The organism is Hymenobacter wooponensis (genome assembly GCF_004745865.1).
Classification (GTDB): domain Bacteria; phylum Bacteroidota; class Bacteroidia; order Cytophagales; family Hymenobacteraceae; genus Hymenobacter; species Hymenobacter wooponensis.
In genome coordinates this window covers 19,018-41,572 of sequence record NZ_SRKZ01000006.1, presented here as the reverse complement: position 1 = coordinate 41,572, position 22,555 = coordinate 19,018, and the positions used below count along the sequence as shown (strand labels likewise).

General features: G+C 54.1%; 18 protein-coding genes. 13 read left to right on the top strand and 5 right to left on the bottom strand.

Annotation, left to right across the window (positions count from 1 at the left end; translation table 11 throughout):
• The first annotated feature begins 401 nt into the window (after window positions 1-401).
• The 13 genes from EU557_RS19295 (at window position 402) to EU557_RS19235 (ending at window position 18,483) form a co-directional block, all read left to right on the top strand.
• Window positions 402-1,481 (top strand): LacI family DNA-binding transcriptional regulator, encoded by a 1,080-nt coding sequence (locus EU557_RS19295; protein WP_135532124.1) that lies wholly within the window; start codon window positions 402-404, stop codon window positions 1,479-1,481.
• Window positions 1,482-1,623: 142 nt separating this feature from the next.
• Complete coding sequence (locus EU557_RS19290) at window positions 1,624-3,396, top strand: glycoside hydrolase family 9 protein (protein ID WP_135532123.1); 1,773 nt, start codon at window positions 1,624-1,626, stop codon at window positions 3,394-3,396.
• 321 nt (window positions 3,397-3,717) lie between these two features.
• Window positions 3,718-4,371 carry a response regulator gene (locus EU557_RS19285; RefSeq protein WP_135532122.1) on the top strand — a complete coding sequence of 218 codons (654 nt, stop codon included), beginning with the start codon at window positions 3,718-3,720 and terminating at the stop codon, window positions 4,369-4,371.
• Window positions 4,372-4,535: 164 nt separating this feature from the next.
• Window positions 4,536-5,348 carry a tryptophan-rich sensory protein gene (locus tag EU557_RS19280; RefSeq protein ID WP_135532121.1) on the top strand — a complete coding sequence of 271 codons (813 nt, stop codon included), beginning with the start codon at window positions 4,536-4,538 and terminating at the stop codon, window positions 5,346-5,348.
• Between the two features lie 110 nt (window positions 5,349-5,458).
• Complete coding sequence (gene tpiA, locus EU557_RS19275) at window positions 5,459-6,223, top strand: triose-phosphate isomerase (RefSeq protein WP_135532120.1); 765 nt, start codon at window positions 5,459-5,461, stop codon at window positions 6,221-6,223.
• Window positions 6,224-6,399: 176 nt separating this feature from the next.
• Complete coding sequence (locus EU557_RS19270) at window positions 6,400-6,777, top strand: 7(1) septoil knot domain-containing protein (RefSeq protein WP_245326330.1); 378 nt, start codon at window positions 6,400-6,402, stop codon at window positions 6,775-6,777.
• A gap of 189 nt (window positions 6,778-6,966) precedes the next feature.
• Window positions 6,967-7,728, top strand: coding sequence for an ABC transporter ATP-binding protein (locus EU557_RS19265; RefSeq protein ID WP_135532119.1), 762 nt, complete (start codon window positions 6,967-6,969; stop codon window positions 7,726-7,728).
• Complete coding sequence (locus EU557_RS19260; RefSeq protein WP_135532118.1) at window positions 7,707-9,080, top strand: hypothetical protein; 1,374 nt, start codon at window positions 7,707-7,709, stop codon at window positions 9,078-9,080. The genes EU557_RS19265 and EU557_RS19260 overlap by 22 nt, the downstream gene beginning before the upstream one ends.
• Before the next feature lie 101 nt (window positions 9,081-9,181).
• Complete coding sequence (prmA, locus tag EU557_RS19255; RefSeq protein ID WP_135532117.1) at window positions 9,182-10,018, top strand: 50S ribosomal protein L11 methyltransferase; 837 nt, start codon at window positions 9,182-9,184, stop codon at window positions 10,016-10,018.
• 228 nt (window positions 10,019-10,246) lie between these two features.
• Complete coding sequence (locus EU557_RS19250; RefSeq protein WP_135532116.1) at window positions 10,247-15,403, top strand: hypothetical protein; 5,157 nt, start codon at window positions 10,247-10,249, stop codon at window positions 15,401-15,403.
• 388 nt (window positions 15,404-15,791) lie between these two features.
• The gene (gene plsY, locus EU557_RS19245) at window positions 15,792-16,433 is read left to right on the top strand and encodes a glycerol-3-phosphate 1-O-acyltransferase PlsY (protein WP_135532115.1); all 642 of its coding nucleotides are present in this window, start codon (window positions 15,792-15,794) and stop codon (window positions 16,431-16,433) included.
• An 83-nt stretch (window positions 16,434-16,516) separates the two neighbouring features.
• Window positions 16,517-17,023 (top strand): hypothetical protein, encoded by a 507-nt coding sequence (locus EU557_RS19240; protein ID WP_210116090.1) that lies wholly within the window; start codon window positions 16,517-16,519, stop codon window positions 17,021-17,023.
• A gap of 95 nt (window positions 17,024-17,118) precedes the next feature.
• Window positions 17,119-18,483 (top strand): dipeptidase, encoded by a 1,365-nt coding sequence (locus EU557_RS19235; protein WP_135532113.1) that lies wholly within the window; start codon window positions 17,119-17,121, stop codon window positions 18,481-18,483.
• A gap of 78 nt (window positions 18,484-18,561) precedes the next feature.
• Here EU557_RS19235 and EU557_RS19230 read toward each other — a convergent pair whose 3' ends face one another.
• The 5 genes from EU557_RS19230 to EU557_RS19210 all read right to left on the bottom strand — a co-directional run bounded on the left by EU557_RS19230 (window position 18,562) and on the right by EU557_RS19210 (window position 22,435).
• On the bottom strand, window positions 18,562-19,161 hold the full coding sequence (locus EU557_RS19230; protein WP_135532112.1) for a porin family protein: 600 nt from the start codon (window positions 19,159-19,161) through the stop codon (window positions 18,562-18,564).
• A gap of 117 nt (window positions 19,162-19,278) precedes the next feature.
• The gene (locus tag EU557_RS19225; protein WP_167855280.1) at window positions 19,279-19,872 is read right to left on the bottom strand and encodes a porin family protein; all 594 of its coding nucleotides are present in this window, start codon (window positions 19,870-19,872) and stop codon (window positions 19,279-19,281) included.
• 163 nt (window positions 19,873-20,035) lie between these two features.
• Complete coding sequence (locus EU557_RS19220; RefSeq protein ID WP_135532110.1) at window positions 20,036-20,737, bottom strand: porin family protein; 702 nt, start codon at window positions 20,735-20,737, stop codon at window positions 20,036-20,038.
• A 138-nt stretch (window positions 20,738-20,875) separates the two neighbouring features.
• Window positions 20,876-21,547, bottom strand: coding sequence for a porin family protein (locus EU557_RS19215; protein WP_135532109.1), 672 nt, complete (start codon window positions 21,545-21,547; stop codon window positions 20,876-20,878).
• 147 nt (window positions 21,548-21,694) lie between these two features.
• Window positions 21,695-22,435 carry a porin family protein gene (locus EU557_RS19210; protein WP_135532108.1) on the bottom strand — a complete coding sequence of 247 codons (741 nt, stop codon included), beginning with the start codon at window positions 22,433-22,435 and terminating at the stop codon, window positions 21,695-21,697.
• Window positions 22,436-22,555 lie beyond the last annotated feature (120 nt).

The following is a 22,555-nucleotide window of genomic DNA, read 5'->3' as shown; positions in this document are numbered from 1 at the left end:
GGTCGGCTAGTGGCGAGTAGGCGTGTTGCTCTCAGGCTACACCTCCCCAGCCACTGCTTCTAAAGTAGTAAGTTCTTTTTTATCCTTGGTAAAAGGTTTTAGCAAGGAAAGAGATTATGAGCTGAAGGCTGCTATTGTTTAAAGGCGCAGCAGGAGGTAGAAGCATAGGCGAGAAAGTTCTTAGTTGAATCAACCCGTTATATCCCAGAAAATTATTGGTAAGGGTAAAGTGCTGGAAAAGATAGGATAAAATGCCGATGGATACCCGCGACCAGGGCATCAGAGAGTAAAAAGATCCTGTGGATCAGAGTTAAGCCCAGTGCTCCGCTAAGACTAGGCCACTACGAAAGGTGTGAGGAGTTATTCTACCTTTGAGAGGTAAGTACCTTGAATACCCCAACATGAGCAAAGTGAAGAAACGGACGTTGATCAACGATATAGCCAATCACTTGGAAGTATCCATTGCAACGGTATCACTGGTGTTGAACGGGAAAGCCAAGCAGAGCCGAATTAGCGATGCCGTGGCGGAGCGGGTGCTTAAGTACGTGCAGGAGGTAGGGTACAAGCCCAACCACTTGGCCAAAAGCCTGCGCACGGGCAAAACACACGTAATTGGGCTGGTAGTAGAAGATATTTCCAATCCATTCTTCGCCACAGTGGCTTGGCTGATTGAAAAGCAGGCCTTCGAGCGGGGCTACCGCATTATTTACTGCAGCACCGACAACGACCCCGCGAAAAGCAAGGAGCTGATCAGCATGTTCCGGGAGCGGCACGTGGATGGTTTTATCATTGTGCCTTCTGAAGGAATTGAAGAGGAGGTAAGCGCCATTTTGCGGGAGCAAACGCCCACGGTGCTCTTCGACCGTTTCCTGCCCGACCTCGTCACGAACTACATTGTGGTGGACGGCGCCCAGGGTACCTACGAGGCCACCCTGCACCTGCTAGAGCAAGGCTTCATGAACATTGCCTTCGTTACCACTGATTCAACCCAAACCCAAATGGAGGCGCGCCTGAACGGGTATGTCAGGGCGCTGGAAGAACGACAGTTACCGCCATTGATAAAGCGGGTAGCTGCCTCTAAAGATTCAGAGCAACTCATTGCCGATATCCACGGCTTCATTAAGGATAACAGCACCTGCGATGCCGTTATATTCTCTACTAACTACCTCAGTATATACGGGCTAGAGGCCATTTCCCGCCTGCAGCTGCAAATTCCTCAGGACCTGGCCGTAATTTCTTACGACGACCACGACCTGTTCCGGCTCTACACGCCGGCCATCACCGTGATTGCCCAGCCAGTGGAGAGCATTGCCAAAAACGTGATTGATATTCTACTGGAGCAATTGCAGCAGCCCAGCGACCAGGCAATAGCTAATAACCACAGTGTGGTACTCCCCACAACGCTGGTGGTTCGCAAGTCGTCAGTTCGGCAGCCCGCGCCAGCACCTGCGGCTCGTAAAAAAGCAGCGAAGAAGAAATAGCCTCCACAGACTGGCCTAGCAGGTTGGCAGAGGAGCTGGCGGGAAAGCTCAAATCATCAGATGAATAAGAAAGTCGCTCCTCTTGGTAGGGCGACTTTTTTATTTCGCTATCCTTATCTTTTGCCGATCTATACCTACTTATATGCTTACTCACCAATTCCTGCGCGCACTGTTACTTGGCGCAGCCACGCTAGGCCTATACAGCCAGCCGCTCCTGGCTCAAAATGCCACCGATAGTATTCGGCTCAACCAAGTTGGGTTTTATCCGAAAGCGCCTAAAGTGGCAGCATTGGTGGGCGCAAAGCCGGGGAAGTTCTCAATTACTGCCCCCAACTCAGCGCGGCCCTTGTTTACAGGAACAACCAGCGCTGAGCAGCATAGTCAGGTAACGGGCGAGAATGTGAGAGTGGCCGACTTTTCGGCTTTTACCACGCCGGGTACCTACGTGCTGCGCGACGCGGGTGGGCGGGTGTCTTATGCGTTCAAGATACAGCCGCGGGTGCACGAAGGTGTGGCCCGCGCCGCTCTGAAGAGCTACTACTACCAGCGCGTTTCTACGCCGCTGCCAGCTCAGTACGCTGGCCGCTGGAGCCGCCCCCTAGGCCACCCCGATACGCAGGTGATGGTGCATGCCTCCGCTGCTACTACCCAGCGGCCCGCTGGCACGGTACTATCGGCACCTCGGGGCTGGTACGATGCCGGCGACTACAACAAGTACATCGTTAACTCGGGCATTACCATGGGCACGCTGTTTTCGCTCTACGAAGACTTCCCGGAGTACTGCAGCAAGTTTCGGGAAGAGGTGCCGGAGAGTGCCAACGCCCTGCCCGATGTGCTGGATGAGGCCCTCTGGAACCTACGCTGGATGCTGACCATGCAGGACCCCAACGATGGAGGCGTGTATCACAAGCTCACCAACGCGGCTTTCGATGGCATGGAGATGCCCGTGCAAACTACCAAGCCGCGCTATGTAGTACAGAAAAGCACTGCCGCCGCACTAGACTTTGCGGCGGTGACGGCCCAGGCCAGCCGCATTCTGAAGCAGTTCCCACGCCAATTGCCCGGCCTCGCCGACTCTTGCCTGCAGGCCTCCGTGCGCGCCTGGCAGTGGGCGCAGGCAAACCCGCAGGTGCTGTATCGGCAGGCTGAAATCAATAAGCAGGTGGACCCCGACATCAGCACCGGCGAATACGGCGACCAGGACGTGCGCGATGAGCAGCTGTGGGCTGCCGCCGAACTGTATGTTACCACCCGCCAGCCCCAGTATTACCAAGCGTTGCAGCCGGCGCTAACGGAAGCAGCCAAGCTACCTTCCTGGAACCAGGTGCAGGAGCTGGGGTACTACACGCTGGCCCGGTTCCAGAGCCAGCTGCCAGCAATGGCTCAGCAGTGGCCTACGATGCGCAAAAATATACTGGCGTTGGCCGATGAGGTGAAAGCGGGCTACGAGCAGCAGCCCTACCAAACGGCCATGACCAAGAGCACCGCCAACTTCATCTGGGGCAGCAATGCTACGGCCGCCAACCAAGGTATTGCGCTCATCCAGGCCTACCGCCTCAGCGGCGACAAGCAGTACCTGCGCTGCGCCCTCACCAACCTCGACTATCTGCTCGGGCGTAATGCCACGGGGTATTCCTTCGTGACGGGCTATGGTACTAAAACGCCCCAGCACCCGCATCATCGCCTTTCCGAGGCCGATGGCATTGCGCAGCCCCTGCCGGGCTTTTTAGTTGGCGGCCCCAACCCCGGCCGGCAAGATGGGTGCCAGTACCCATTCAAGGATGCTGAACGGGCCTATGCCGACGCAGTCTGCTCGTATGCTTCCAATGAGGTAGCCATCAACTGGAATGCGCCATTAGTGTACCTAGTGGTAGCTATGGAGGCCCTTCAGGACAAAGCTGGTTTTGTAAAGTAGCCGGGGCGTACAGTGCTATTGCGTCAGGCCCACGCTAGTTTGTACTATGATATGATATATAAAATTACGCCGAATGAGAATAGGAGGAAAGCCTGAAGAGGTAGCCGCCAACCGATTGCTTTTCAAGTTGCTGATGAGCGGGGTACAAAACTTTATTGTGAAAAGGTGGGCTGAGAATGGATAGGAGTAGTTTCAGTGCCCACAACTCAGAGAGCCAAGCTCATCCAAAAAATCGCGGTTACGTACTACCTTGGTGCCCCTCCGTTCTTTTGAGTAGAGCTTGGTAGTGCCAAGAGAGGGTGAACTAAGTGTGTTGTAACTATGATCCGCGTACTTCTGGTGGATGACCATCCTATCGTGCGGAATGGCATCCAAGCTTTACTTGCTCACGAGCCCGATATTGAAGTAGTGGGGCAGACTGATAACGGACAGAGCCTATTGGAACTGCTGGCCGATACACCCACCGACGTCGTGCTGATGGATGTGGCCATGCCCGTACTGGATGGCTTTGCCACGATGCCGCTGTTGCAGAAGCAGTTTCCTGAGGTGCGGGTGTTGGTGCTGTCGATGCTGGGCAATGAGAGCGACGTATACCGCATGATGCAGTCGGGTGCGGCTGGGTACGTAATGAAAAACGCCGAAAGCCGGGAGTTTGTATACGCCATCAGGATGGTAGCTACCGGGCGGCCTTTTATGTGCACCGAAATGGGCTTAAGCCTATTGCAGCGGCTGGTAAAACGGCCTGGCGCCGAGGTTATTCCCGGTACTAAGCGCCGCCCCGGCGACCTAACCGAGCGCGAAAGAGAAGTGCTGCAGCTGCTGGCCGAGGGCTTTACCAACGCCGAGATAGCCGAGAAGCTGTTCACCAGCAAGCGCACCATTGAAACCCACCGCCAGAATATCATTGAGAAAACCCAGGTGAAAAACACCGCCGCGCTCATGCGCTACGCCGTCAGTCATGGCCTCATTGCCTAGAGCTATTGTTAGCAGGCAGGCAGCAAAAAGACGATCTGCTACTTTGCAGTAGTGGCCTAGCCACATAAGATGAAGCAGAGCACAGAAGCCACTACCTCGGTTGAACAATGGCCGGAGTAGTGGCTTCTGTGCGTACTTGCAGTCGTATCCCGATTCCTTTGCTCATGTCTGCTCCTCTTGAACCTGCCTTTGTTGCTCTTACAGCTCCTACCACTGGTAGGGCCTGGCGCTGGGCCGTTGCCGCCGCTATTGTTGGCAACATTGCTATCAACTTTGTTTCGCAGCGCTTCCCTTTCAATGGGCAAACCAACGCGCAGGTTTCTTACAAGTACCCCACACCCCTCACGCCTGCGGGCTACGCCTTTAGCATTTGGGGCCTGATTTTCCTGAGCCTGTTGCTGTACGCGGTATGGCAACTGCTGCCCGCCCAGCGCCGCAACCCTCTACCCGACGCCGTAGCCCGCCCGCTGGTGTGGGCCAATGTGCTGACCGGCCTATGGCTGGTGGTGTTTGCGTACGAGCTGATAGTACCCAGCATGCTGGTTATGTTGGGCATTTTGGCCAGCCTGGCCGTAGTATATGGCCGGGCCCGCCAGCTGGTGCGCCGCGCAAGCTCGCCCTGGTATAGTAGCATCCCATTTGGGCTGTACCTGGGCTGGATTTCAGTGGCCACCGTCGTGAACGTGACTCTAGCCTTGGGCACTAAATGGCATCCCGACGAGGAGGTAGCCCTGCAGCTAGCTATTGTGCTGGTGGGCATCACGGCGGGGCTGGCCCTAAACGTTACGCGCCGCTTTACGGAGCTGGCCTACCCCGCCACTGTGGCCTGGGGCTTGTTAGGCATTTACGTAGCCCGCCGCTCGGCCCCCGACACTGAGGTGTTGGCTTGGATGGCTCTAGCAGCCGCCATTATAGTTGCCGTGTTGGGCCTAGGCCTATCCTGGTGGGGCAATAGAGCCGCAGTAAGCAGTAAGTAACAAATCAACTGCTGGGCGCATGTATCGCCCGGCTGATTCCTTATTGTTCATTACGCACTGTGCAATGTTCCTAACTTGCGCGCCAACTCCCAACCTCAATCCTTTCCGCTATGCGTAAGAATATTGTGGCCGGTAACTGGAAGATGAATACCACCCTCCAGGATGGCCAAGCACTGATTTCCGAAATCGTAAACATGGTGCAGGACGAAGTGACTGGCTCCAATGTGGAGGTAGTGGTGTGCCCGCCCTTCCCATTTCTGTCTACCATCAGCAAGCACCTGCCCGAGGGCGGCCTGATTCACTTAGGCGCGCAGAACTGCCACCAGAAAGACAGCGGCGCTTACACCGGCGAGGTATCGGCTCGCATGCTGCAATCGGTAGGAGTGGAGTACGTGATTCTAGGCCACTCCGAGCGCCGTCAGTACTTCCGTGAGGACGATGAGCTGTTGAGCCAGAAGCTCAAAGCTGCCCTGGCTGCCGGCCTGAAGCCGATTTTCTGCGTGGGTGAGTCGTTAGAAACCCGTGAAGCCGACGAAACCTTCAACTTCATCAGCAAGCAGCTGAAAGATGGCCTGTTCCACCTCTCCAACGAGGAGTTCGATCAGGTGGTAATAGCCTACGAACCTATTTGGGCCATCGGGACCGGCAAAACCGCCACCAGCGCCCAGGCTCAGGAGGTGCACGCCTTCATTCGGGAGCAAATTGCCCGCGCCTACGACGCCGAAGCTGCTCTCAATACAACCATTCTCTACGGCGGCTCGGCCAATGCCCAAAACGCTCGTGAGCTGTTCAGCCAGCCCGACGTAGACGGTGGCCTCATCGGCGGCGCCTCGCTCAAGTCCCGCGACTTTACTGATATCATCAAGTCGTTCTAGGCCTGTTTCTGAACCGTCATTCCGACCGCAGGGAGGAACCTGGGGAATCTGTAATACGGTTGTCTCAGATTCCTCCCTGCGGTCTCAAGGACAGTTCAAGGAGTGGCCTGGCCCGGCAATCGAACTAAACCCGGCCAGATAATTGTCCAGCAGCAAAGGCTCCTGATTACTTGCTTATGCTCTCTTCCCTGCTCCTTGCCGGCCTGCTGGCCCTGAATCCGTTTCAGCCGGCTCCGCGCGTGCCATTAGTCGCCTCCTCGGTTAGTTCCATTGATCCTTGCCGCGTCTTCGGCACGGTGTACCTGGAAACCGATCCGCGCCGGCAAAGCCGCTGCTTCGGCTCAGTTTACATGGAGCCAGAGGCCGATTTTGCCGACCTGATGGTGTTTAAGGAAACCAGCAAGCTCTTCGCCGATAAGGTAGGCCTCTGGTACCTTACTGATTCGCCCAACTTCGCCGACTACTCCTTGTTTGTCACCGACAACCGCAACCTAGCCGACTTCAGTATTCAGTTTACCAAGTCGCGCACCTACGCCGGGTGCCGGAAGCAGTAGCCTTACTACAGCACATCAGATAGCCCTTCTCATGGTGAGAAGGGCTTTTTTGTTGCTGAATCTGTGGGTAGTGGCCTAGCGGTTTCCTTACGGGCATGGCTAAACCCGCTTAACATTCTAGTACCTTTCCGCAGCCTGGCCGCAGGTGCTGCCAGGCTTATCCTATCTTCTGTATTCTATTTGGCATCTATGGAATTAGAGCTTCATCAGCTAACGAAATCCTTCGGGCCCAAAACCGTACTGCGGAACGTTTCGCTCACGGCGCAAACTGGCTATTGCGTGGGGGTACTGGGTCGTAATGGCGCCGGTAAAAGCACCCTGTTTAACCTGCTCACCAACGTGCTACTGCCTACTAGCGGCGAAATACGCCTGAATGGGCAAGTGCTGGGTGAAACTTTCCCGGTGGCCGTAAAGCGGCAGATTGGGGCACTCATCAACCAAGGGCACTTAGTAGAGCAGCTCACGGCAGAAGAATACCTGCAGTTTGTGGCCCGCATCTACGAACTGCCCGATGCCAGCACCCGCATCAACAGCCTGCTAGGCCACTTGCTGGAGGAGTACGACACCGTGCGGCGCAAGCGGCTCAGCTCCTTCTCCACGGGTATGAAGCAGAAAGTGGCCGTGGCCTCGTGCTTGCTGCACCGCCCCGAACTGCTCATTCTGGATGAGCCCCTAAACGGTCTCGACATTTTCTCGGCTGAACGCATGCTGGAGCTACTGGGGAGCTACCGTGGCCAGTGTCTCACGTTTATTTCCTCCCACAATCTGGCTCACATGGAGAAGATAGCCACGCACCTGTTGATTCTCGATGACAGCGAGGTGAAGTACTGGGGCCCCATGGCGGATTTCTTGCAGGGCCGCGAAGCCTACCTCAACGATGCCCTGCTCCAGTTGCTGCACCCAGCTTCCACCTCCGCTCAAGACCTAACATGGCTCACAACGGAACGCTAGGCCACTTTTTGCCCTACCTGCTGGGCCGCCGCCTCAAAGCCGTGCTCTGGCCCGATGCTGGCGAAGGCCGCGCCGCCCTCATCTTTTTGGCGCTTATCTGCGTGCTATACGGGGCAGGCCTAGCGTTCATGCTCAACCACGATAACGCCATACCTAGCAGCTTTGCCCAGAAGCTAGTGGTGGCGCTCAACGGCATTTTCTACGTCTCGGCACTGCTGGTAGACTTCATGCCATCATATAGACCCGTGCAGCGCCCCTTGCCCGACCACTTCCCGGTGTCGGGGAGGCTCAACCTGCTCACGGCGTTTCTGCTGGACTTGGTTACGGTGCGCCGGGTCATCCTGCTGCTGTTTCTGTTGGTAGCGCTGGCGGGTGCCCCGCACGCGTGGCGCCCATTAGGCCTCAACTTATTGGTGCTGCTGAGTGCCGGTACCGCCAGTTTCAATCTGCGGCTGCTGCTATCCATAGGCCGCTGGCGCCACCCGCTGTTTGCCCTTAATGTGCTGTGCCTGTTGGCCGCGGCCGGTTGGCTGAGTACGCTGGTGGCGCAACCGCTTGCTACAACCGCCCTGGCCGTATTGGCAGTAGCCGGCCCACTGGTGTTGTGGGGTGTAGCGCTGGGTGGCCTAGGCGAAAAGTTTAGCGCCCGTTACCTAACCACGGCCCCGGAAAGTAAACCCGAAAACCAGCTCCTAGCTCGCCTATCACCCGAGTGGAAAGCCTACCTGCGCAAGTGCTGGCCGGCGCTATCTATTGCTCTGGTCTTCAAACTAATAATTCTTGTCATCTGCAGTAGAATGACCGCTGGCCGCCATGGCGATCCGCTAAATGGTGTATTTTGGATGTCCTTCCTGCCAACCATTGGCTTTACGTATGTCAATAACAATCTCTTTGGAGCCATAGGAGCCGTAACGGCAAATGAAATTGTTCGCTTAGGCCTTACAAAGCGACTACTGCTCTTATACATACGGCTGGTAGGCCCGGTGTTGTTGCTAGATTGTTTAGTGTCAGTAACACTACTCATAGCGCTATTTCCCCAACATCGATGGCCGTTATTAGGCCTACTACCATTAGCTGCCGCAACGTTGCTAGCGTTAGGCCTGTGGGGTAGTTTGTACAAGGCGAAGGCCATAGGCAAGAGCTTAGACCTTGCTAACATGCGAGGTAATGCATCTAACTTAATAAACCTGCTAAGTATAGTATTTGGAGCAGCACTGTTTTTCATGCCGTGGTGGTGGGCGCGCATTGCATTGGCGGCGGTAGTTACACTTACTGCTTGGGTGCCCGTGCGGCGCGTACTGCGCAATGAGGGAGACCTACGCCGCCAACTGTGGCATGACTTGAAAGCCTAGGCCAGTAGCTCCAGTCCAAATCTGTATTTTTGCGCCGGAATTGCCGTCCTGATTTGATGGGCGGCAATTTCCTTTTCTCTTGATACCACTTGCCGCTCCACATGGACTTTGTAGAAGTAACCGTAAAAGCTCCCCGCGAGCTATCTGATATTCTGGTAGCCGAAATGGCTGAACTTGGCTTCGATACCTTCGAAGACAACGACGAAGGCTTCTGCGCCTACACCACCGAAGACGTGTTTAACCACGACCACGTAGCCGAAATCATGAGCCGCTACGAAGGCCTGGGCGAAGTGGGCTACACGCACCGCGTCATCACGCGCCAGAACTGGAACGCCGAGTGGGAAAAGAACTTCCAACCCCTGGTTATTGCCGATAAGGTATCGGTGCGGGCGCCCTTCCACGAGGCTCGCCCCGACCTGGCCTACGAAATCGTGATTATGCCGCGCATGTCTTTCGGCACCGGCCACCACGACACCACGGCCCTCATGATTACCAACCAACTCGACATCGACCACCAGGGCAAGCGCGTGCTGGACATGGGCTGCGGCACCGGCATCTTGGCCGTGATGGCCGTGCACCTGGGCGCCGACTACGTGCTGGCCGTGGATGTGGAGCCCTGGACTGCCGAGAATGCCGCCGATAACGCTGCCGAAAACAACGTGCAGGACAAAGTGGAAGCCCGCCTCGGCGACGTAACTGCCCTAGAAGGAGAAGCGCCGTTCGATATTATCTTGGCCAATATCAACCGCAACGTGCTGCTTGAGGATATGCCAGCCTACGCCCAATACCTCAAGCCGGGCGGCCCCATCCTGTTTTCGGGCTTCTACGAGGAGGACCTTCCGCTTATCCGGGAGGCCGCAGAAAAGGCCGGCTTCCAGTACGAAAGCCACCGCACACAGAACCATTGGGTATCGGCCGTGTTCCGCCAGCCAGTCTAGAAAAAGCGCCACCTCTGCACGGAGAAATATATATAGCGTTTGCAGTGTTAAAAGGCTGGTTCTGAGGAGCCGGCCTTTTGTTTTGCTGCCAGGTTCCAAGAAAGTGCTCTGGAAATAGTATAAAATTCAGGTGGGGTATGATTGTTGGAGGGATAGGGGAGAAGATGGCGGAAAGTGCAGGGTTTTGTCGAAATTGTAGGCGATTAATTAGGCGCTGACGGACTTAGTATGAAGCATTTTACTTTTAAATGGGTATGCGCGCTGCTGCTGGGATTGAGTGCTCCGGCGTGGGCGCAGCAGACCAAATCCCAACCCTCTAAACAACCCGCAGGAGCGGCCCCGGCGGCTCCTGCACTTCCCCGTTTCACGGGTAAGCTGAGTAGTGACCCTCAGCAATTTATGGTGGATGTGCAGTCAATGATGGCCACCGCCAATGTGGCATCAGGCAAGGCCGCCGCTGCTCGTTTGCAGGAGGTATGGGCTAGTAACCGCCTCACGGCCACCCAACAGGCCTACATTGTGGCGCTGTCGCAGCAGATGCTGGCGCGCAAGTTCAAAGCCAAACCCCACTTTGAGGCGTTCTTTACGTCTATTACGGCGGGAACTCAGGTACAGAACTTCTCGGATGCCCAGATGACGGAGTTCCTGAACGTGGTGGGCAAAGCCTTGACGCGGGAGCAAGCGCCGGAGGTGGAGAAGTTTCTGATGAACTCGGCGCAGTTTCTGCAAACCAAGTATCTCTACCGCTCGCGCTACAACAAGCTGCGCGTAGATGGTGGTACCTTCAGCTACGCCTATAACGAGACCGATATGCCTTCCATGGCGCCTCCAGTGGCGCCAGCGGCCCCAGCTTCGGCGGCAGTTGTAACCAAGCCACTCAACACCAAAGCCACAGCCAAGAAAAAAGCGGCCGACGGGTGGGACTCGGGCGACATGTGGGGCGCCGACGATGCGGGCACCGCTGCTGCCCCTAGCCTAGCACCCACCTACGACACGTATGTGGCCCCTACTACCCGCGGCCCGGTACTTATTCTGAAGGATGCTGACTTGTTCATGGCCGCGGCCGGCGACTCCGTTATCATTCACAAAACCAGTGGCGCCATCACCCCGCAAAACCGGTTTGTGGGCTATGGCGGCCAGTACGGCTGGCAGATAAACAATAACCCCGTTACGGCAGATCTGGCGAGCTATAACTTTGATATTTCCAAGGCAGAATTCACAGCCCAGCCCGCCACACTTACCTATCCGGCTGTGCTAGAAGCGCCCGTGAAGGGCTGGCTGGCCTACCGCAGCCTCAAGCGCAAAACCCCTACTTCGGATACCGGCTACCCGCGTTTTATTTCGAACACCAACGACGCCCGGGTAAAGAACATTGGCGAAAATATTCGCTATTACGGTGGCTTTACGCTGGCGGGCACCCGGGCTATGTCGGCCTCACTCGATGGGGCGTTGTCGCGGATTATTGTAGAAGTAGATGGTAAGCCTAAGTTCAAGGCCGCTTCGCTTTCCTATGAACTCGGCGACTCGATCATCAGCAGCCAACGCGCGGCCGTTACTATCTTCCAGGACAAGCAGGACTCGCTAACGCACCCTGGGGTAAAGCTGAAGTACTCAAAGAGGCCGCAGGTGCTGCAGCTCACTCGCGAGGAAGGGATGTACAAGAATACTCCCTACTATGACTCATACCACCAGATGGAAATCACGACCGAGCTGCTCACCTGGCCGCTACGGACGTCTAACATCGATTTCTCTATTCTGACGGCTAAAAATCAAGTTACTGCCAACTTCGAATCGAAAGAATTTTACACCAACACCCGCTATCAGCAGATTAAGTCCATCAACAAGATGCACCCTCTGCAAATGGTAGTGGGCTACAGCCAGAGCCACGAAAACACCCGCCTGTTTACTATTCAGGACATGGTGACGGCGCTGAAGATTAGCCCCGAGAATCTGCGCTCGGCAATGTCGGGCTTGGCGCGCGACGGATACGTGAAGTGGTACCCGCAAACCGATCAGGTAGTCTTGCTCCCAAAGGCTTCGCACTACGTAAACTCCTCGCGGGGCAAGAAAGACTACGACCACATTGCTATCAAGTCGTTGTCGCCTTCGGGCAAGAATGCCACGCTAAACCTGGCTACTAACGACCTGCTGGTGCGCGGCGTTGACCGCTTTAACTTCTCCGACGACTCCGTGACGGTGTTTGTGAAGCCAGACTCCAGCGTTATCCGCATTCAGAAAAACCGCGGTGTGTTGTTTAACGGCACCGTAGTAGCCTCAGCCTTTATCTTCAAGGGCAAAGAGTTTAAGTTTGATTACGATGGCTTCTTCATTGATCTGGTGAAGATTGACTCCATCATCGTGAAGGGCAAAGGCTCGAAGGGCTCCGTAATGAAAGCCCGTAAGGACACGGACTTCACCCTCACCAACAAGAAGAAGACCTCCTCGGGTAAGCTTTACATTAATGCGCCTAACAATAAGTCGGGCCGCAAGAAGCTGGGGGCTTATCCGTCCTTTGATGCCAGCACTGGGGCCTACGTATTCTTCGATAAGCCTGAGGTACTGGGCGGTGCCTACGATACCACGATGTACTTCGATATTCCGCCTTTCAGGCTCGACTCGCTCAATAATAAGAACCGAGGAGCAGTAGGGTTCAAGGGAACATTTGTATCGGGCGGCATTATGCCCGACTTCAAAACCAAGCTTTCACTGCAGGAAGATGGCTCGCTTGGTTTCGTGTACAATCTGCCTAAGGAGGGCTTCCCGCTGTATGGCAACAAAGGGCGCTTGTTCAACAAAGTGACCATGAGCAACCGGGGTCTGCAAGGTATTGGTAACATCAAATACCTGACCGGCGACTTCACCAGCGACCAGTTTGTTTTCTACAAAGACTCCGTTGTGACGGTGGGCAAGGCGGGTCTCATTACCCCTGGTCCGCTGAGCGGAACTGAGTTTGCCAAGGTGACGCTGCAGCCAGGCTACCAAATGAAGTGGGCCGTGAAGCAGGACTCTATGTACCTGAGCAGCCAGCAAGGGCAGGGCCTGAAGATGTACGATGCTACGTACGCCTTCAAAGGCACCCTGACGTATACGCCGGGTGGCCTATACGGCAACGGCGGCATGGATGGTCCGCAGTCGTTTATACGCTCGGCGGGCTTTGTCTTCAAGCCCACTCGCTACACAGGTAAAAATGCCACGCTAAGCGTTAAGTCAGCAGAGGTAAACAAGCCGGCTCTAACGGCCAACAACGTGGCCTTTACCTATGATCTGAAAGCCGGTAACACGGAGTTTGCCCGCGAAGCCGGCGACAACAAGTCTAGTATTGAGCTGCCCTATTCGCAGTACCGCACCACACTTTCGGGTGGTAAGTGGGACTTCAAAAAGAAGATTGTGCAGCTCAGCGTAGAAGCTGGCGCCGACTCTTCGCGCTCATACTTCTACAGCACCAAGCCAGAGCAGCGCGGCTTGAAGTTTCAGGCCGCTACGGGTAAGTACGACCTAAGCCGTTACCGTCTGGTAGCTGGTGGCGTTCCGCACATTGCCGCCGCCGATGCCTGGATCATGCCCGATTCGAGCAAGGTGTACGTGCTGCCTAATGCTGAAATGCGCGGCTTCCAGAACGCAGGTATTGTAATGGATACCCTGCACAAGTATCATGCGCTGTACAAGGGCGAAATCAAGATTGATTCGCGCACGTCGTTCACGGGCAACGCGCTGTATAACTACAAGAACGCCTCTGCCGACTCATTTGCTATCAAATTCACCAACTTCAGGGCCGACTCTGCAGCCCTGGCAATGAATGGGGCGAAAGCCAGCAAGCTGGGCAAATCGTTGTTGAAGCGTGGAAATGGACCGGACGATTCGCCGGTTGCGCCCCCAACTACCGCGGTGGCCACCATTGCGGCCACCGACAAGTTTCACCTGGCGCCCCGCATTGCTTACCGCGGAGCCGTGAAGATGAACTCTCAGAAGCGGGGCTTCACCTTTGATGGCCAGGCCAAGCTGGAATTTGTGAAGAATGCCGGGGCCTCAGAGTGGTTCGCCGTTCAGGATAGCATTGACCCCAAAGGCATCCGGATTAAGCTCAATGAGCCAAAGTCGGAGGACGGTACTCCCATGCTCTCTGGCTTATTCCTGTCGGAGAATTCAGGTAAGGTGTACCCACTGTTCGTTAACACGAAGCCAGGCGTAACCGACCAGAATATCTTCCAGGTTGATGGCACGTTGAGCTACGACCAAAAGAAGCGGGTGTATGGTATCAGCCAGCACGAAATCACCAACCCTGACATCTACGAGGGCTCGGTGCTGACGCTGAACGACTCTACCGGTGCCATGAACTTCCGGGGTAAGATTAACCTGATCAATTCCAATAAAGACTACACGCTGACTGCTGCAGGCCTAGGCTACGCTAAGCCTGACAGTGCCATCTACGACCTCGATACCTTCATGGCCTTTGATATTGTACTGCCCGAAAAAGCAGTGGAAGCCATGGGTAACGACTTAGCTACCAACGCTAAGGGCTTGCCAGAAGCACTAACTGGCTCTCAGGCGCAGCTCTACAAAATGGCGGAGTTCATTGGTAACAAAGGCGCTCAGGAATACAGCACCCGCAAAGGTGGCTACACACCCCTACAGAAGGTGTCGCCGAAGTTCCTGCACACGGTAGTACTGAACCAAGTAAACCTCCGCTGGAACGACAAGATGCGGGCGTGGTACTCTGTGGGCAAGATAGGCCTAGTGAGTGTAGGCAAGAAGGACATCAATGCACTGATCGACGGCTACATTGAAATCAAGAAGGAAAGCACTGGCGATGCGGTAGAGCTGTACCTAGAGGCCGAGCCCCAAACCTGGTACTACCTCAAGTACTCCAACAACGTGATGCTGGCCAAAGCTCAACACGGCTCTTTCGACGAAATCATTGGTCTGAAAGCGAAAGGCGACTACAACACCGCCACGCAGTACGGCTTCTTCCTGGGAGATGATCAGGAGGTGCAAACCTTCCTCAACCACTTCCGCAAAGACTACCTGAAGGAGTCGGGCAAGCGCAAGGTGAATACCACACAGCCCGTGAGCACCGGCAACTTCGATAACATGGAAGGCAACTCGAAGAAGAAAAAGAAGAAGCTCGACCCTGTAGAAGAAGCCATGCAGTCGGATGCTGGTGCCGCTCCTGCTGAAGACACCGGCAAGAAGAAAAAGAAGAAGGACGAGCCCGTGGAAGCTGCCACTCCCGTAGAGGCCGAACCTGCCGACACTGGTAAGAAAAAGAAGAAAAAGGATGAGGTAGTAGAAACTACGCCGCCAGCTGACGCTCCTGCGGAAGACACCAAAAAGGAGTCGAAGAAGAAAAAGAAGAAGGACGCCAACGACCCCTTCGGCGAAGAATAACCCCTCAAACAACCGCCCCGCCAGAGCTTCTGGCGGGGCGGTTCCTTTTTATAGCGCTAGGCCAGTGGTTGACGTCTGTATTACACGTCGGTAAGTCATCCTGATGAAGCAAGAGGCTTCTCACGATAGAACGACTGGCCTAGCGTCTTGTGCTCACGTACTAAGGTCCTTCCTTCGTCAGGATGACGTGCCGACGTGGGGCAAGTAAAATCTAGTAGTTGTAGATGCAGCGCCAACAGCTAGAGGTTGAATTTCCGCTCAGAAGGAGAGGGGGCCAGGAGTCAGGCCCACTAGCAGAACATTCAGCCAGCCGGCAACTCTTCCGGCCAACGCCGCGACATCAGAACCGTATCTTTACCCCATAGCTCGATTTCTACTCACCTCCTGCATGAATCTCCCCCTCGTTCTAGGCCTCTTAGTGGCCGCCTACCTTATTGGCTCCATCCCGACCGCCTTATGGGTGGGGCGCCTGTTTTTCGGGATTGATATTCGGGAACATGGGTCTGGCAACTCCGGCGCCACCAACACCTTTAGGGTGCTGGGGAAGAAACCAGGTTCCTTCGTCATGGCCATTGACGTGCTGAAGGGTTGGGCTGCCACCTCGCTGGCTTCCGTGATGCTGAATCAGGGGGCCATTCTGCCGGAGCAACTGCTGTACTACCAGATTGCCTGCGGGGTGTTGGCCGTGCTAGGCCACATTTACCCAATTTACGCGGGCTTCCGGGGCGGCAAAGGCGTGGCTACCGTACTGGGCATGATGCTGGCCATCGCGCCGGCTACAGTAGGCGTATGTATTCTGGTGTTTATCGTCACGCTGCTAATTTCGCGCTACGTATCCTTGAGCAGCATGACGGCCGGCGTGACGTTTGCCGTGCTGCAGCTACTACCCCAGTTCCGGCCCGACAATCAGTTGCTAGTGTGGTTTGGCTTCGTGCTGGCGGTGCTACTGGTGTACACCCACCGCGCTAATATCGGCCGCTTACGTGCCGGCACGGAAAGCCGCGTGCCAATGCCGTGGGATAAGAAGTAAGTAAACTGTATTCCTGTAGGTTGCGGCCCAGCTATCTTTGAATAATAATACTTATGGGGTTTGGGTTTAACCTTTTCTTCTTCTTGGTCCTATTACCTGGAACAGCGAGTTTAATTTGGTTAGCAGTCGCTACAGAAAAACCATTTTTTCTTAAGGTACTAGTTGGTTTGTGGGGCGTCGTGTTTGGATTGATAGCCTTGGCTTGGCTAATTCACCTCTTTACGCCCAAAAGTGAACTAGAAAAAGAAGACTATTATGGTCAGTATGTAATTGATCGTAGTAAGTTTCCTGGTAGGCAAGCTGATTGGCAGTACAACCACTTCCGCTTTGAAATCACAAGTGATGATCGAATTACCTTTCATCAGACGAATGGAAGTACTGTCATTAAAACGTATCTCGGCGAGATTTCCACTGTTAAACCTTACAGCTCGCACCGGTTAGTTGTGAGAATGAAGCAACCCACTCACCATATTCTTGCTTCTAACCCTACTGTTTATCGGCAAAAGGGACACTTTTATCTAGTGTTCGAATCTCGCCATTTCGGTAGTGTGTTCTTTATAAAAAATGACTGGGTACCATTACAACACTAATAATAGCGAAGCACAGTTCAGGTACTGACCTACGTACTATTCTAGGCCTGTCCTACTACCTTTACCCTCGCATTTCCAACTAACCCCACCGCCGCATGGCTTCTTACCTCGAACAGAACCAAGAGCGTTTTTTGAGTGAACTGATGGACTGGCTCCGCATCCCATCGGTTTCCGCTGATCCTAAGTTTCATGGCGACGTATTGCATGCCGCTGAATACCTGAAGGCCCGCTTCGAGGAAGTAGGCTTAGAGAAAGTAGAGCTGTGCCCTACAGCTGGCAACCCTATCGTGTACGGCGAAAAAATCATTGACCCCGCGCTGCCCACGGTACTCGTGTATGGCCACTACGATGTGCAGCCCGCCGACCCGTATGAGCTTTGGACTTCCGGGCCCTTCGAGCCGGTTATTAAAGACGGTAAGATCTACGCCCGCGGCGCCTGCGACGACAAAGGCCAGGTATATATGCACGTAAAGGCCTTCGAAATGATGCAGCAGGACGGTGGCGTGCCCTGCAACGTGAAGGTGATGATTGAGGGCGAAGAAGAAATCGGCTCAAACAACCTAGCCATCTTCGTGCGCGAAAACAAGGAGAAGCTCAAGGCCGATGTGATCTTGATTTCTGACACTGGCATCCTCAGCAACGACCAGCCCAGCATTGAGGTAGGCCTACGCGGCCTGAGCTACCACGAAGTACAGGTAACTGGCCCCAACCGCGACCTGCACTCCGGCCTATACGGTGGCGCAGTGGCTAACCCCATCAACGTGCTTTGCAAGATGATTGCCTCTCTGCACGATGAAAACAACCACATCACCATTCCTGCTTTCTACGATAAAGTAGCCGTGCTAAGCGAGGAGGAGCGCGCCGAACTTAACCGCGTGCCCCACTCCGACGAAGAGTTCAAGCAGAGCATCGGACTGCCCGATACTTACGGCGAAGCCGGATATACCACCGTTGAGCGCATTGGTATCCGGCCCACGCTGGACGTTAACGGCATTTGGGGTGGCTACACCGGTGAGGGCGCCAAAACGGTTATTGCCTCCAAGGCTTTTGCCAAAATCTCGATGCGCCTGGTGCCTCACCAGACCTCTGAGGAAATAACGGAAATTTTCCAGAAGCACTTTGAGAGCATTGCGCCCAGCGGCGTAACGGTAGTAGTACGGCCCCACCATGGCGGTGAGCCCGTAGTAACCCCAACCGACTCAGTGGCCTACAAAGCGGCTGCCGACGCCATGGAAACTACTTTCGGCAAGCGCCCCATTCCTACGCGTGGCGGCGGTTCTATCCCCATTGTGGCCATGTTCAAAACTGAACTAGGCCTAGATTCTGTGCTACTCGGATTTGGCCTTGATTCGGACGCCATTCACTCACCCAATGAGCATTACGGCGTGTTCAACTTCCTGAAGGGTATTGAAACCATTCCGCATTTCTACCGCAACTACGCGGCAGCCGCTGCGAAGTAGCAAGTGGCCTAGAAGCACAAAAAGAGGCTCGTCTGCTGTCAGACGAGCCTCTTTTGTGGCTACTGTGTAACGTGGTAACTATTTACCCCCGAACATGAAGCCCAGGTACAGCTGGAAAGCACTGTTGCGTACTTCGCCGGCCTCAAAAGTAACCCCATTTACATTCGCGTCTTTGCCCACTTTGTTGATGCCAGCGTTGTATCGTAACCCAATCATAGGGCCGTTACTGATTTCATAGCCAAGCCCTGCAGCATAGCCAAAGTCTACCTTGTTAAAAGCGTCTTTGCTGTCTACTGACGCAGATTCGCCTTTGAGCTTAGAACCCACCAAAAAGCCTACTTGTGGGCCAGCCTCAAAAAAGAGTCCATCGGCTTTCACTTTGAGTAGCACCGGAACATCAATGTAGGTTTGGTTGAAGCGTAGATCTTCTGCAAGGTCACCGAATTTAGCGCCCTTCATAGAATACAATACTTCAGGCTGAATAGCAAAATTGTCGGTGAGGCCAAGCTCAGCTACCACGCCACCGTGGAAACCGAATTTGCCATCATAGCCGTCAGAATCTTTGCCCACAAAATTAGTTAGGCTAGCACCTGCTTTCACGCCAACGCGTGCACCCTGGGCGTAGCCTCCTACTGCTAAACCAGCAGTTCCTAACAGAATCAAAAAGATTCTCTTCATCTTAATTAAGATTTATATATATGAATGCGCGAAAGTAGTACAATCTTCATGACGGATGAGCTTCCTCAGGTTAAGGAATAAGTTCTTAATCTGTACTATTAAATGCCTCTGCTACTGTTAGCGTCCGTTCAGCGAATACGTCAGGTACAGCTGGAAAGCGCTGTTGCGGATGTTGTCTTGCACTTTGGTATTACCTACGGTGTAAGACTTAACCACATTGGTGAAGCCACCATTGTAGCGCAGCCCAACACCTAGGCCTGTTTTGCGTTGATAACCGAGCCCAAACACGTAGCCAGCATCCACTGTATTGAAGGTGGGCTTTACATCAGTGCTGACGTTGCTAGTTTTGTTCTTGGCCGACACCAAGAAACCTACCTGCGGACCGGCTTCAAAGAACAAGCCGTCGGCATTCACGTGAAATACCAACGGTACATCCACATAGTCGAGGTGGGTAGTGATGTCTGGAGTTTCGAGCTTAGCGCCTTTGCGGGAGTACATGATTTCCGGCTGAAAAGCCAGCATGCGCGTGAAACCAATGTTGGCAAAAACTCCCACGTTAAACCCCACTATACTTTTATACGCGGAAGCTTGCTCGCCCGTGAAATCGGAGAGAGTGGCCCCGGCCTTTAGCCCCAATGATACATTGCTTTGTGCCTGTGCAGTACCTGCTAGGCCTGCTAAAAGCATTGCGGAGAGAACTACTTTCTTCATAGACATACTCAAAAAACGCGGTGATACGGCTGCGAAACTACACTGAAATACTTCCCTTTGTAGTTCGTGGCGTGCCTGTCATACCATGAGGTAGGGACGAAAATGCAACCGCCCGACTCCTTTGTAGGAGTCGGGCGGCAGGAAATAACAGGCCTACAAAGCGTTATTTGCTCGGAATCAAATAACCCAGCGAAAGCTGCACGGCTGAGTGACGAGCGTTGGCCAGGTCGCCGTTGAAGTAGGTGCCGTTGTCGCTCTTCACGAAGTCGCTGAAGGCGCCGGTGTAACGTAGGTTCAGGCTCAGGCCATTGTCGGCTTGGTAGCCTACACCGGCTACATAACCCAACTCGCTGCGCTTAAAGCCGCTTACATCTTTCTTATCCTGTGCTTCTATAACGTTAGGAGTACCGTTGGGCTGGCGCGTGCGGGTGATTTTCGTTTCGTCGTTGGCGCTCAGCAGGTAAGAGTACTGCGGACCAGCTTCTACGATCAGGCCACCAGCGTTTATCTTCAGCAGCACCGGCACGTCGAGGTAATTGTAGTTCACCTTGCCCTCGCGCTTCTCCGTGTAGCCTACACCCAGAATGGTATTGGTGTATTCGGTAGGCTTGTTTTCGAAGCCTTTTTGTGAATACAAAACCTCAGGCTGGATGGAGAAGAATCCGTCGCCGGTTACGTCGGCATTCAGCATCACGCCACCCAGGAAGCCGAACTTATTGTTGTAGGTGTTTTCGTTTTTTACGTTGCCTGCCAAGTTAGAGTAGTTGGCGCCGGCACGCAGGCCCAGACGCACGCCCTGAGCTTGAGCAGAAGAAGCTGCAGCTACGGTGAGCAAGGCAGCAATGGTAAGCAGTTTACGGTTCATAGTGCAGCAGAAGTTAAAGGTGAAAAATGTGCACGGAACCAGCATAAACTAAAAGTATGCCAACTACCCTCCAGCTTCACATGCAAAAGGCCCTACTCTGCCATGAGTAGGGCCTTTTACTAGGTAAATGGGGAAGGCTTATTTACTGGGAATCAAGTAACCCAGAGATAGTTGGAAAACAGAGTTACGGGCGTTGCGTAAATCATTGTCTTGGTAGCCATCCTTACCAAAATCCGTGAAAGAGCCATTGTAGCGTAGGCCTAGCAGCAAGCCAGCATCTGATTGAAAGCCTAGGCCAGCAGCGTACCCAATTTCATTCCGATTCACGTTGCTCAAGTCGCTGGTACCACTGCGCTGCGTGGCGGTATTGCCGTTGATCGAGACTTTGGAATCGTCCTTCACTTTCAGCAGGTAGCTATACTGGGGGCCAGCCTCCACAAAGAACCCGCCGGCATTAACTTTCAATAGCACCGGAACATCAATGTAATTGTAGGTTCGGTCACCTTCGTACTTAACGGTGTTTCCGCCGATGTTAAACTGGCTGTCGGCGTACTTAAAGCCCTTCTGTGAGAACAGCACTTCCGGCTGCAGCGACAGGAAACCATCATTAATGAGGCCTACATTGAGCATCAGCCCGCCATGAAAGCCGAACTTATTCTCAAACCGATCCTCGTCTGTGAGGTCGCCGGAAAGGTTGGAGAGGTTAGCACCTCCCTTAATGCCAAGCCGCACACCTTGGGCGTGTACTGCAGAGGAGGTAAGCGTAGCCGCTGCCAACAGCGCACCAGCTACAAAGGCTGTTTTTTTCATGATGTGATAGAAAAGAAGTGTGAAAGGGCGGAGTAGATAGTGATAGCGAGTAATGCTTACTAAGAACCGTGAACTAGCAGGGTGGTTATAAAAAACCGGAGCCACTCCCTTGAGGAAGTGGCTCCGGTTTTAATCAGGCCTAGCCATCTATTTGGTAGGAAGCAAGTAACCCAACTGCAGCGTGAAAGCATTGTTGAATGCTTTGGGCTCGTTGTCGGTGTCTTTGCTGTCGATGAGGGAGTTGAAGCCGCGGGCATACCGCAAGCCTACGCTCACACCTGCTTCGCTCTGGAAGCCAATACCCGCTACGCCGCTAATGTCTACGTTCGAGAGGTCACCCTTGTACTTCTCGTTCCGGATGCCGCCTAGGTAATCCACAAAATCGCTCCGATCTTCTGATTTATCCTTCGTTCCGTCGGTGTATTTAGTAGTAACCTGGGTCTTGGTGCGCGAGCCAAACAGGTAGCTTACCTGTGGGCCAAGCTCGAAGAACAACCCACCAGCGTTAATGCGGGCTAAGAGAGGTAAGTCGAGGTAATGTAGTACACGCTGTTGCTCATATTCCTGCTTTTCAATGTTAGCAGCTACGTTCTTCGCGTCAGACTCAATCTGATAGCCTTTACGGTTGTACAAAAGCTCGGGCGCAAAAGAGAAGAACCCGTCGCTGCTTAATGGAATTTGGAGTGCAATACCTCCATTGTAACCGATTTTATACTTGCCAATGCTTGTTTCGTAATTAGGCCCAGTAAACTGAGTTACGTCATCACCTGATACGTTAGAGTACGTACCACCAGCCTTCAGACCAATGCGGAAGCCGCCGGCGTCTTGGGCATGAGCTAATGAGGCAGCCGAAGCTAAAGCCAAAGTGAGAGCTGCAATTTTTTTCATGGGGATGGGGATGGGGAAGACACTTATACTGACCACTTCACGGACCGATGCAGCCACATTCTTCGTGGTTCACAGGGTGTCATACCGTAAAGCAGTAGGCCAGGGTTGCGGATGAGCCAG

Excerpts from the sequence above, each read along its gene's own strand:
- EU557_RS19295 (WP_135532124.1), top strand. The coding sequence starts at position 402 with ATGAGCAAAGTGAAGAAACGGACGTTGATCAACGATATAGCCAATCAC.
- EU557_RS19290 (WP_135532123.1), top strand. The coding sequence starts at position 1,624 with ATGCTTACTCACCAATTCCTGCGCGCACTGTTACTTGGCGCAGCCACG.
- EU557_RS19285 (WP_135532122.1), top strand. The coding sequence starts at position 3,718 with ATGATCCGCGTACTTCTGGTGGATGACCATCCTATCGTGCGGAATGGC.
- EU557_RS19280 (WP_135532121.1), top strand. The coding sequence starts at position 4,536 with ATGTCTGCTCCTCTTGAACCTGCCTTTGTTGCTCTTACAGCTCCTACC.
- tpiA (WP_135532120.1), top strand. The coding sequence starts at position 5,459 with ATGCGTAAGAATATTGTGGCCGGTAACTGGAAGATGAATACCACCCTC.
- EU557_RS19270 (WP_245326330.1), top strand. The coding sequence starts at position 6,400 with ATGCTCTCTTCCCTGCTCCTTGCCGGCCTGCTGGCCCTGAATCCGTTT.
- EU557_RS19265 (WP_135532119.1), top strand. The coding sequence starts at position 6,967 with ATGGAATTAGAGCTTCATCAGCTAACGAAATCCTTCGGGCCCAAAACC.
- EU557_RS19260 (WP_135532118.1), top strand. The coding sequence starts at position 7,707 with ATGGCTCACAACGGAACGCTAGGCCACTTTTTGCCCTACCTGCTGGGC.
- prmA (WP_135532117.1), top strand. The coding sequence starts at position 9,182 with ATGGACTTTGTAGAAGTAACCGTAAAAGCTCCCCGCGAGCTATCTGAT.
- EU557_RS19250 (WP_135532116.1), top strand. The coding sequence starts at position 10,247 with ATGAAGCATTTTACTTTTAAATGGGTATGCGCGCTGCTGCTGGGATTG.
- plsY (WP_135532115.1), top strand. The coding sequence starts at position 15,792 with ATGAATCTCCCCCTCGTTCTAGGCCTCTTAGTGGCCGCCTACCTTATT.
- EU557_RS19235 (WP_135532113.1), top strand. The coding sequence starts at position 17,119 with ATGGCTTCTTACCTCGAACAGAACCAAGAGCGTTTTTTGAGTGAACTG.
- EU557_RS19230 (WP_135532112.1), bottom strand. The coding sequence starts at position 19,161 with ATGAAGAGAATCTTTTTGATTCTGTTAGGAACTGCTGGTTTAGCAGTA.
- EU557_RS19225 (WP_167855280.1), bottom strand. The coding sequence starts at position 19,872 with ATGAAGAAAGTAGTTCTCTCCGCAATGCTTTTAGCAGGCCTAGCAGGT.
- EU557_RS19220 (WP_135532110.1), bottom strand. The coding sequence starts at position 20,737 with ATGAACCGTAAACTGCTTACCATTGCTGCCTTGCTCACCGTAGCTGCA.
- EU557_RS19215 (WP_135532109.1), bottom strand. The coding sequence starts at position 21,547 with ATGAAAAAAACAGCCTTTGTAGCTGGTGCGCTGTTGGCAGCGGCTACG.
- EU557_RS19210 (WP_135532108.1), bottom strand. The coding sequence starts at position 22,435 with ATGAAAAAAATTGCAGCTCTCACTTTGGCTTTAGCTTCGGCTGCCTCA.